Source organism: Actinomadura soli, from assembly GCF_005889715.1.
GTDB classification, from domain to species: Bacteria; Actinomycetota; Actinomycetes; order Streptosporangiales; family Streptosporangiaceae; genus Spirillospora; species Spirillospora soli.
This window is the reverse complement of record NZ_VCKW01000290.1, coordinates 1-9,572: the sequence shown is the minus strand read 5'-3', so window position 1 is coordinate 9,572 and position 9,572 is coordinate 1. Positions and strand designations below refer to the sequence as shown.

The window sequence follows — 9,572 nt, the reverse complement described above, 5'->3', positions numbered from 1 at the left end:
GCCCCCAACCGGACGCACCGCCACCGCCCGGACGCACCAACCCAAGCCACCGCCGCACCACGCACCAACCTCAACGCTTGCGATCGCGACCGAAGGCAGGTTTCAAGCCTGCGAGAAACCTGATCGCGCAGCGAGCCCCCAGGGCGAGCCGAAGCGATGCAGCGATCGCGCCGCGTTTCTCGACGATGGAGGGCCGCCAAGGCCCGAAGGAGGAGAGAAACGCCATAAACCAGGGTCGGCGCCCGCCCATGTGCCCGGGGTGAGTGGGCGGGTCGCCGCCTGTCCGAGGCGCTGGATCCGGCGCCCTCAGGGAGAATCCTCGGCGTGCGATCGTTCCAAGTCAATTCTCGGGTTTCCTTATCGATCTCCTAGCCTTAGCTTGGGTGGCATGACCCTGGACGATCTGCGCGTGTTCGTGGCCGTGTGCGCGGCGGGCAATCTCAGCGCGGTGGCCCGCGATCTGTCGTGCAGCCAGTCGGCGGTCAGCCAGCATGTGAAGCGGCTGGAACGCGAGACCGGGCTCGTGCTGCTGGAGCGGCATCCGCGCGGGGTGGTGCCGACGCGGGCGGGGCGCGTCCTGCAGCAGGCCGCGACGGAGGGGCTCGCCGGGCTGGACGCGGCGCTGCGCCATCTCGACGACCTGCGCCGCGGTGTCGGCGGCACGGTCCGGGTCGCGACGGGGGCGACCACCGTCCGGCACTTCATGGCGGCGGGCGTGGCCGCGTTCCGGGGCCGCCATCCCGAGGCGGCGCTGCAGTTCGAGACCGCGGGGTCCAGCCGCCGGTGCCTGGAGGCCGTCCGCTCGCATGCCGCGGACCTGGCGTGGGTGACGACAGGGCCGCCGTTGGAGGGGGTCGAGCAGCGGGCCTCGCGCGAGCTGCCGTGGATGCTCGCCGTCAACGCCGATGATCCGCTGGCCCGGCGGACGTCCATCGCGCTGGAGGAGCTGTCGGGGATCCGGCACATCGAGCTGCCCGAGCACTCCACCTCGCGCCTGCATCTGGAGGCGCACCTCGAGCGGCACGGGGTGCGGCTGACGTCCACCACGAGCGTCGCGGACTGGGACACCGCGCTCCTGCTCGCCGAGCTGGGTCTCGGCCACGCGATCCTGCCCGCGCTGCCGGGGTGGGGGCGCGGGAGCGGGGACGTCCGGCTGATCCCCATCCCGGACCTCCCGCCGCTCACCGCGGGGTGGGCGGCGCGGCGGTGGGACGCGCTCAGCCCGCTCGCCGTCGAGTTCGCCGACACCGTCCTGGAGCATCTCCGGACGTGACCGGCCGGGACGTGAAACGGCCCCGGACCTCGCAGGAACGGTCGGCGAGGGCCGGGGCCTCGTCGGCTCCGGGGCGGCGCGCCGGGGATCGCGGCGGCGCGCCGTGCCGGGCCGGCGCCAAGGGGCGCTGGACGTGTCAGGTCTGCGCCTGGAACATCCAGTGCTGCTTCTCCAGTTCGCGGGCGATGCCGATGAGCAGGTCCTGCGTCACCGGGTCGGCCTCGTCGGTGGCCGTGATGCGCTCGCGGAACCGCGCGATGATCTGCGCGAGGATGTCGGTGACCGCGGCGACGACCTTGTCGTCGTCGAGGTAGCCGGCCTCCAGCTGCGGAATCCTCGTGCGGTCGGCGACCGTGCGGGCACGGCCGTCGGGGTTCACGCCGATCGCCACGGCGCGTTCGGCGACGTCGTCCTGGCCCCCGCGGGCGAGGGCGACGATCTCGTCAAGGTGCTCGTGGACGACCTTGAAGTTGCGTCCGGTGAGATTCCAGTGCGCCTGCTTGGCGACCAGGGAAAGATCGATGAGGTCGATGAGGGAGCCCTGCAGGACGTCCCCTGCGATCTTCTGGGCCTCGTCGCCGATCGGGCTCTTGACCGCTCCCATGGTGGGGGCTCCTTCCGCGTCGTTACGGGTAACCGTTACAACACGGAAACCTCCCCGCAAATGCCGCATTCATGCGTGAGGCCGAGCACATCCGCGTTTCTGGACCGCGGCATGAACGGCCGGGAAAGCGCCCGCGAACAGGCGGTGAGAACGAGCCGTCGGAAAACGGCTCAGGCCGCGACCATGTCGGCGCGGAACTCCCCGGTGATCTCTTCCGGCGTCTCCGGGATGCTCTCGGCGGAAATGCGCTCGTGCTCCGGCGGCGCGCCCGCCATGACGGGCTCGTGCTGCAGCTCGGCGAGGGCCAGCTGGTCCGCCACGTCCCTGAGGACGTGCGAGAGCGGAACGCCGAGCGCCTTGCAGATCGAGGACAGCAGTTCCGAGGACGCCTCTTTCTGTCCCCGTTCCACTTCGGACAGGTAGCCGAGTGACACCCGCGCGGCCGCGGACACCTCACGGAGGGTGCGTCCCTGGCGCAGCCGCAGCTGCCGCAGTACGTCACCGAGCAGCTGGCGAAGCAGGACCATCGTCTCGCTCCCTCCCTCAGTTCGGACCATCTGCCGGTTCCACCGTACCCGGCTTGACGGCGGCCATGGCAGACCGTTGAATTCGTGTTCGCTCGGAACGTAACGCTGTAATCAGCCCCGATCTTCCCGATCCGGCCGAGCCTTCCCGCTCCGCTCCGTGACGTCAAGGCCCAGCAGGACGCGTCTCAGCAGCTCAAGGGCGTGCACGACGGTCATCCGCCGGATCACCGCGCGGGATTCGGGTCCGGCGCCCGGCACAGGGAGTTTCGGTCCGACCACAGTGAGCGACCTCTCAGGACCGGCCACGCCGATATAGATCGTGCCCACGGGACGGCCGTCCTGTGGGTCGGGGCCCGCCACACCCGTCACGGCGAGACCGTACGTCGCGTTGAGCGCGTCCCGCACGCCCGCCGCCATCGCGGCCGCGACGTCCGGGTGGACGGCCCCCTCCTCGGCCAGCAGATCCGCCGGGACGCCCAGCAGCCGGTGCTTGGCCTCGGTGGCGTACGTCACCATCCCGCCCGCGAACGTCGCGGACGACCCCGGCATCGCGGTCAGCTCCGCGCCGATGAGCCCGCCGGTCAGCGACTCGGCCGTGGCGACGGTCGCCGCGCGCTCCGCGAGCAGCCGGTGGACGACCCGGTCGAGCGACTCGTCCTCGGCCCCGTAGACGGCGTCGCCGAGCAGGTCCCGGACGCGCGCCTCGACGGCCGCCAGGCGCCCGGCGGCCCCGGGCCCCGCGACGGTGATCCGGACCTTCACCTCGGCCGGGTCGGGCAGGTACGCGAGCCGCACCCCGTCCAACGCCTCGACCTCGGCGAGCCGCGTCGCGACGACCGACTCCCACATCCGGGCGGTGCGCAGCGTGCGGCGCGCGACGGCGGGCAGCCCGGCGATCTCCGCCAGCTCCGGCAGCACGGTCTCGTCCATGATCGTGTGCATCTCGAACGGGACGCCGGGCAGCGCGTAGACGATCCCGCCGGGCAGCTCGACGCGCAGGCCGGGCGCCGAGCCCGCGGGGTTGGCGATGACCCGCGCGCCCTCGGGGACGTCCGCCATACGCAGCGCCATCGGCTGCAGCTCCCGCCCGGCGCGCGCGACCCGCTCGCGCAGCCGCCGCTCCAGCGCCGGGTCCCGGACGAGGCCGACGCCCGCCGCCTTGGCGAGCGCGTCGCGGGTCAGGTCGTCGTAGGTCGGCCCGAGGCCGCCGGTGGTGATGACCGCGTCGGCGCGGCCGAGCGCGGCGGTCACCGCCTCGACGATCAGGTCGAGCTCGTCGCCGACGACGACACCGCGGGTCACGTCGACGCCGTGGTCGGCGAGCCGGCGGCCGAGCCACGCGGCGTTCCCGTTGATCGTGTCGCCGAGGAGCAGCTCGTCCCCGACGGTGAGCAGTTCGACCCGCATCGCGTCCCCATCCCCGCTGTTCACCGGCACGGCTCCCGGCCGCGCCGCCCGGCCCGGCCGCCGGGCCCGGCGCCCCGAATCTACCGGCGGCGCGCTCTCCGGCCCGCCCGGACCGGACGGGGGACGGATCGGGACGCCCGCCGGTTGACCGCGAACAACGACCGAATGAGGACGGGGTCGATATCGTCCGATCGCATCGGTCCAAGTGGATTTCCCTATTCGCTCGCCGTGGAAAAGCAACGGCCGCGCATTGTTTCATGTCATGTACTTACATCCGCCACCGCGTGCGACGGGCACGGCGCCCGAGGCGCACATCGGCGGCGGCTACTACTGACATTCTGTCCACCAATTACCAGAAGTGCAGGTCACAATGTGAGTCAAAACTCATTCGCCCGATTCGTGCGCCCGGGGAATCCTAGGGATAATTGCGAACCAGCGGGGGCTTGAACGGGGCTGCGGGGCCACGACCGGGGTGGGCGTGGCCCCGCAGCCCACGTCATGTCCGGGGTCGCGCAGGGCCGTCAGCCGCGTGCCAGCCGGCGCAGCACAGCGCCGCACCTCCCGGCGTAGGCGCGCTGGAACATCCCGCCGAACGGCCCCGCCAGCCTCGACGCCGCCGTCGCCGGACGGCTGAACGCGGTGACGGTCAGCCACACGTCGCCCTCGTCGTCCAGATGCACCACGAACGACTCCTCGCCCGACTGCGGGTGCCCGGGGAGCGTCCCGTACGCCCAGCCCGCGTAGCGTTCGTCCTCGCGCGTCCACACGATCCGGCACGGCGCCCTCAGCCGCAGCGGCCCGGCCCCCAGCGCGATCACGACGCTGACGCCCGGCGCCGCCCGCCGCGCCGAGGACTCGACGCGCACCGGGATCGCGCGGTGCATCCAGAACTCCATGACCGCGTCGGACGCGTTCCGGAACGCCGCCGGGCCGCGGCCCACGAGCATCCGGCGCCGGAGATGGCGGTACCCGGCCGGGCGCTCGGCGTCCCGCGTGGCGCCCACCTCGGGATACGTGAAGTCCTGTCCGGTCATGCCCGTCCTCGGCTCAGAGCTGACGAATCAGCGTCATGGCGGGCGCTCACCGACCGGCCCGCCCTGCTCGGCCTCTGAACCCCGCTCAGGACGCCCCGGACGGCGCGTCCTCCGTGCCGCGGCGCAGGCGCCACGCCTGGACGAGGTAGTCCGCGCCGGTGACGACCGTGACGACCAGCGCGGCCCCCATCGTGATCCAGCGCAGGTAGTCCAGCGGGCCGGGCAGGATGTAGAGGCCGATGGCGATGACCTGCAGCATCGTCTTCAGCTTGCCGCCCTTGCTCGCCGGGATCACCCCGCGGCGGATCACGACGAACCGCAGCACCGTGATGCCGATCTCGCGGACCATGATGACGACCGTCACCCACCACCACAGCTCCCCCATGATGGACAGGCTGACCAGCGCCGCGCCGGTGAGCGCCTTGTCGGCGATCGGGTCGGCGATCTTGCCGAAGTCGGTGACCAGGCCCCGGGCCCGCGCGATGTCGCCGTCGATCTTGTCGGTGATCGAGGCGACCGCGAAGACCGCGAACGCCGCGAGGCGCCATCCGGTGCCGTCCAGGAAGAACAGCCAGACGAAGACCGGGACCAGCGCGATCCGGACGATCGTCAGCGCGTTGGCGATGTTCCAGACACCGGCGGGCGGCGGGCCGTGCGGGCCGGCCACCGGATCCGGGGCGCCGGCGATCATGACACGCCCGTGCTGAGACTCGCGCTGAGGTCCACGCCGTCGCTGCCGGTGACGCGGGCGGCGACGATCTCCCCGAGGGCCAGGCCTGCGCCGCGGACGCGGACCGTCCCGTCCACCTCCGGGGCCTGGTGCGCGGCGCGGCCCTCGAACTCGCCGTCCCCTGTCTTCTCCTCCAGCAGGACGTGGACGTCCGAGCCGATGCGGTCCTCGGCGCGCTGCGCGGTCAGCTCGTCGGCGAGGCTCGACAGCTCCTCGACGCGGGCGGCGACCTCGGCGGGGTCGAGCTTGCCGTCGAGCTTCGCGGCCTCGGTCCCGTCCTCGTCGGAGTAGCCGAACACGCCGACCGCGTCCAGGCGCGCGGCGGACAGGAACTCCGCCAGCTCCTCGAAGTCGTCCTCGGACTCTCCGGGGAAGCCGACGATGAAGTTGGAGCGCACGCCCGCCTCCGGGGCCAGCGCGCGGATCTGGTCGAGCAGGCCGAGGAAGCGCTCCCGGTCGCCGAACCGGCGCATCGACCGCAGCACCGGGCCGCTCGCGTGCTGGAACGACATGTCGAAGTACGGGGCGACGCCGGGCGTGCCGCAGATCGCCTCGATCAGCCCCGGACGCGTCTCGGCGGGCTGCAGGTAGCTGACGCGGACGCGTTCGATGCCGTCCACCGCGGCGAGGCCCGGCAGCAGCTTCTCCAGCGCCCGCAGGTCGCCGAGGTCCTTGCCGTAGGACGTGGAGTTCTCGCTGACCAGGACCAGTTCGCGGACGCCGTGCCCGGCGAGCCAGCGGGCCTCCTCCAGCACCTCCGCCGGAGGGCGCGACACGTACGCGCCGCGGAACGCCGGGATGGCGCAGAACGTGCAGCGCCGGTCGCAGCCGGACGCGAGCTTCAGCGGCGCCACCGGTCCCCCGCCGCCGAGCCGCCGCCGCAGCACCCTCGGCCCGGACGCGGGCGCGACCCCGTCCGGAAGGTCGTCCTGGCCACCGTGGCCGGGGACCGCCACGCCCGAGGACGAGCGGTCGACCGGGGAGATCGGCAGCAGCGTCCGCCGGTCGCGCGGGGTGTGGGCGGTGTGGGCGCGTCCCGCCATGACGTCGTCGAGGCGGTCGCCGATGGCGGTGTAGTCGTCGAAGCCGAGCACCGCGTCGGCCTCCGGCAGCGCCTCGGCGAGCTCGCTGCCGTACCGCTCCGCCATGCACCCGGCCGCCACGACCTTCGCGCCGGAGTCGTGCGCGGCGAGCAGCGTGTCGATGGAGTCCTTCTTGGCCGCCTCGATGAACCCGCAGGTGTTGACGACCACCACGTCCGCGCCGTCCGCGCTGTCCGCGTCGGCCAGGTCCCAGCCCGCGTCCTCGATGCGCGCGGCGAGCTCCTCGGAATCGACCTCGTTGCGGGCGCAGCCGAGCGTGATGAGCGAAACCTTGCGGCGAGTGGACATCCCCCTAAGGTAATGGGCCCGGGCGCCCAGGGGGACCAGCGGCCTCGTCAGGCCGGTTCGGGGTCGTCGCGGTCGAAGCTCAGCCGCTGCACGCCCCGGCCCTTGCCGGGCGAGCCGATGTCCTTGCCGTTGACGGTCAGGTTGACGCTGCCGCCCACGCCGATCACGAGCCGGACCTTCTTCTTGTCGGTGAAGTCCTTCTCGTCGCCCTCGCGGATCATGCCGCTGAACAGCGTCCTGCCGTCGTCGCCGCGGACGTTCAGCCAGGTCGTGCGCTCGGCCACGACCCGGACCTCGACCTTCGTGCGCGGCGCCACCGCGACCGGGCCGCGCTTTTCGGGGGGCGTCGGCGCCGGGGACGAGGTCGCCGGCGCGGGCGTCCCGGCGACCTGCTGCGCGGTGCGCCGCTCGCCGCCGCCGCTCTGCCCGATCACCTGGAACACCCCGTAGATGATCACGAGGGCGAGGGCCAGGGCCATCGCGGCGCTCCAGTTCGGCGCCCTGCGCTCGCGGAACGCGACGGGCTGCTCGGGCTCGAACGCCGACACGGCCGAGACCGGCTGCGGCGCGCCGCCGTGCGTCGCGTCGAACTCGGCGACGAGCGGTTCCGGATCGATGCCGATGACCCGGCCGATGCTCCGGATATGCCCGCGGGCGTAGAAATTGCCGCCGCATGCGGAGAAGTCGTCGGCCTCCATGCCGCGGATCACGGTCTCGCGTATCCGCGTCTGGAGACTCACCTGTGTCACCGAGAGACCGGCCCGCTGTCGTTCCTCCGCCAAGGTCTCACCGATGCTCACGCCGGGCCTCCTTCGCGGGCGCTCGTCGCCGATCTCCTGGACACCAGTCTAGGAACGGCCATGCCCGCTGAGCGACAGCCAACACGTTCGAAACAGGGCAAGATTTCGCATCAATCCGCAACGCCCCGGCGGCCGACGCCTCGGTGCCGCTTCGGTGACGTTTCCCTGTCACCTGAGCGTCGTCCCGGGCCGCTCAGCTTCCGCCGCGCAGTTCGGCGAGGACCCCGGGGAGGTCGTCCGGTTTCGCCAGGACGTCGCGCGCCTTGGAGCCCTCGCTCGGGCCGACGATGTCGCGGCTCTCCATCAGGTCCATGAGACGCCCGGCCTTCGCGAACCCGACGCGGAGCTTGCGCTGCAGCATCGACGTCGACCCGAACTGCGTCGACACGACCAGCTCGATGGCCTGGACGAGCAGGTCCATGTCGTCGCCGATCTCCTCGTCGATCTCCTTCTTCGGCCCGGCGGCCGCGGCGACGTCGTCCCGGTACCTCGCCTCCATCTGCCCCTTGCAGTGGTCGACGATCCCGTGGATCTCCTTCTCCGCGACGTAGGCGTTCTGGATGCGCATGGGCTTGCTCGCGCCCATCGGCAGGAACAGCGCGTCGCCCTGCCCGACCAGCTTCTCCGCGCCCGGCTGGTCGAGGATGACGCGGCTGTCCGACAGCGACGACGTCGCGAACGCCAGCCGGGACGGGACGTTCGCCTTGATGAGCCCGGTCACGACGTCCACCGACGGGCGCTGCGTCGCGAGCACCAGGTGGATGCCGGCGGCGCGGGCGAGCTGGGTGATGCGGACGACGGAGTCTTCCACGTCGCGGGGCGCGACCATCATCAGGTCGGCCAGCTCGTCGACGATGACGAGCATGTACGGGTAGGGCGTGTAGACGCGCTCGCTGCCGGGCGGCGGCTTCAGCTTCCCGGCCTTGACCGCCTTGTTGAAGTCGTCGATGTGCCGGTAGCCGGACGCGGCGAGGTCGTCGTAGCGGCGGTCCATCTCGCCGACGACCCAGTCGAGGGCCTCGGCGGCCTTCTTCGGGTTCGTGATGATCGGCGTGATCAGGTGCGGGATGCCCTGGTACATCGTCAGCTCGACCCGCTTGGGGTCGACGAGGATCATCCGCACCTCGTCCGGGGTGGCGCGCATCAGCACGGAGGTGATGAGCCCGTTGATGCACGTCGACTTGCCCGCGCCGGTCGCCCCCGCGATGAGGATGTGCGGCATCTTCGCGAGGTTCGCGACGACGGTGCGCCCCTCGACGTCCTTGCCGAGCCCGACGATCATCGGGTGGTGCTCGTTGGTCGCGGCGGGCGAGCGGAGCACGTCGCCGAGGCTGACGATGTCCTTGTCGGTGTTCGGGATCTCCACGCCGATCGCGGACTTGCCGGGGATCGGGGAGATGATGCGCACGTCGGCGCTCTTCACCGCGTAGGCGATGTTCTTGGTGAGCGCGATGACCTTCTCGACCTTCACCGCCGGGCCGAGCTCGATCTCGTACCGGGTGATCGTCGGGCCGCGGGTGAACCCGGTGACCTGCGCGTCGATGTCGAACTGCTCCAGCACGCCGGTGAGGGCGTTCACCACCGTGTCGTTGGCCTTGGTGCGCGGCTTGGTGATGCTGCCGGGCCGCAGCGACGACGGATCAGGCAGGAGGTAGATCTCACCGGACGACGACAGCGGAAGCTGCTCGGAGCGGCGCGGCGCGGGCGTCGGGTCGGGCACGTCCGCGGGGGGCGGGTCGCCGCCCGCGACGTGCTCGTCCATCGGCGGGGCGCCGTCGTCGGGCGGCGGGGGGGCTGGCTCTTATA

8 protein-coding genes and 1 pseudogene are annotated in these 9,572 nt (G+C 72.0%); 1 reads left to right on the top strand and 8 read right to left on the bottom strand.

Annotated elements, in window-relative coordinates; translation table 11 throughout:
- The first annotated feature begins 388 nt into the window (after positions 1 to 388).
- A complete protein-coding gene (locus tag ETD83_RS35405) occupies positions 389 to 1,273 on the top strand; it encodes a LysR family transcriptional regulator (protein ID WP_138649566.1) in 885 nt (294 codons plus the stop codon).
- Between the two features lie 136 nt (positions 1,274 to 1,409).
- Here the strand turns inward: ETD83_RS35405 and ETD83_RS35400 are convergent, their stop codons facing one another.
- The 8 genes and pseudogenes from ETD83_RS35400 to ETD83_RS35365 all read right to left on the bottom strand — a co-directional run.
- Positions 1,410 to 1,877: a Dps family protein gene (locus tag ETD83_RS35400; RefSeq protein ID WP_138649565.1), complete on the bottom strand. Its 468-nt coding sequence runs from the start codon at positions 1,875 to 1,877 to the stop codon at positions 1,410 to 1,412.
- A gap of 170 nt (positions 1,878 to 2,047) precedes the next feature.
- Positions 2,048 to 2,404 (bottom strand): helix-turn-helix domain-containing protein, encoded by a 357-nt coding sequence (locus ETD83_RS35395; protein WP_138649564.1) that lies wholly within the window; start codon positions 2,402 to 2,404, stop codon positions 2,048 to 2,050.
- 111 nt (positions 2,405 to 2,515) lie between these two features.
- Positions 2,516 to 3,835 carry a CinA family nicotinamide mononucleotide deamidase-related protein gene (locus ETD83_RS35390; protein WP_230421395.1) on the bottom strand — a complete coding sequence of 440 codons (1,320 nt, stop codon included), beginning with the start codon at positions 3,833 to 3,835 and terminating at the stop codon, positions 2,516 to 2,518.
- 497 nt (positions 3,836 to 4,332) lie between these two features.
- Positions 4,333 to 4,845 (bottom strand): DUF1990 family protein, encoded by a 513-nt coding sequence (locus ETD83_RS35385; RefSeq protein WP_138649563.1) that lies wholly within the window; start codon positions 4,843 to 4,845, stop codon positions 4,333 to 4,335.
- An 85-nt stretch (positions 4,846 to 4,930) separates the two neighbouring features.
- Positions 4,931 to 5,536 (bottom strand): CDP-diacylglycerol--glycerol-3-phosphate 3-phosphatidyltransferase, encoded by a 606-nt coding sequence (pgsA, locus tag ETD83_RS35380; protein WP_138649562.1) that lies wholly within the window; start codon positions 5,534 to 5,536, stop codon positions 4,931 to 4,933.
- Positions 5,533 to 6,966 carry a 30S ribosomal protein S12 methylthiotransferase RimO gene (gene rimO / locus ETD83_RS35375; protein ID WP_138649561.1) on the bottom strand — a complete coding sequence of 478 codons (1,434 nt, stop codon included), beginning with the start codon at positions 6,964 to 6,966 and terminating at the stop codon, positions 5,533 to 5,535. The genes pgsA and rimO overlap by 4 nt, the downstream gene beginning before the upstream one ends.
- Before the next feature lie 47 nt (positions 6,967 to 7,013).
- Positions 7,014 to 7,766 (bottom strand): helix-turn-helix domain-containing protein, encoded by a 753-nt coding sequence (locus ETD83_RS35370; RefSeq protein WP_138649560.1) that lies wholly within the window; start codon positions 7,764 to 7,766, stop codon positions 7,014 to 7,016.
- Between the two features lie 193 nt (positions 7,767 to 7,959).
- Positions 7,960 to 9,492: pseudogene (locus ETD83_RS35365) on the bottom strand (DNA translocase FtsK); the annotation flags it as partial.
- Between the last annotated feature and the right edge of the window lie 80 nt (positions 9,493 to 9,572).